1 protein-coding gene is annotated in these 314 nt (G+C 73.6%); it reads left to right on the top strand.

Translation table 11 applies throughout. The annotated features are described in order from the left end of the window. A partial coding sequence (locus L687_RS0120805; protein ID WP_031206724.1) for an ATP-binding cassette domain-containing protein occupies positions 1 to 314 on the top strand: 314 nt, incomplete at both ends.

Raw genomic sequence — 314 nt, 5'->3', positions numbered from 1 at the left:
GCGATCGTGGGGGAGTCCGGCGCCGGCAAGTCGCTCACGGCTCGTGCGCTGCTGGGACTGACTCCCACGGACGCCGACGTCTCGCTGGACCGGCTGGTCGTGGACGGGACGGATGCGGCCGGGCTGTCCGAGCGCGCGTGGCGCGAGCTGCGCGGGGCCGGGATCGCGCTCGTCTCCCAGGACGCCCTGGTCTCGCTCGATCCCCTGCGACGGATCGGGGCAGAGATCGCCGAGCCGCTGCTCTTGCACCAGATCGTCCGGGGACGGACGGCGAGGGCGGAGCGGGTGCGGGAGCTCCTGGCACGGGTATGGAT

It is taken from the genome of Microbacterium maritypicum MF109, from assembly GCF_000455825.1.
GTDB classification, from domain to species: Bacteria; Actinomycetota; Actinomycetes; order Actinomycetales; family Microbacteriaceae; genus Microbacterium; species Microbacterium maritypicum_A.
This window is presented reverse-complemented; position numbering and strand designations above follow the sequence as displayed.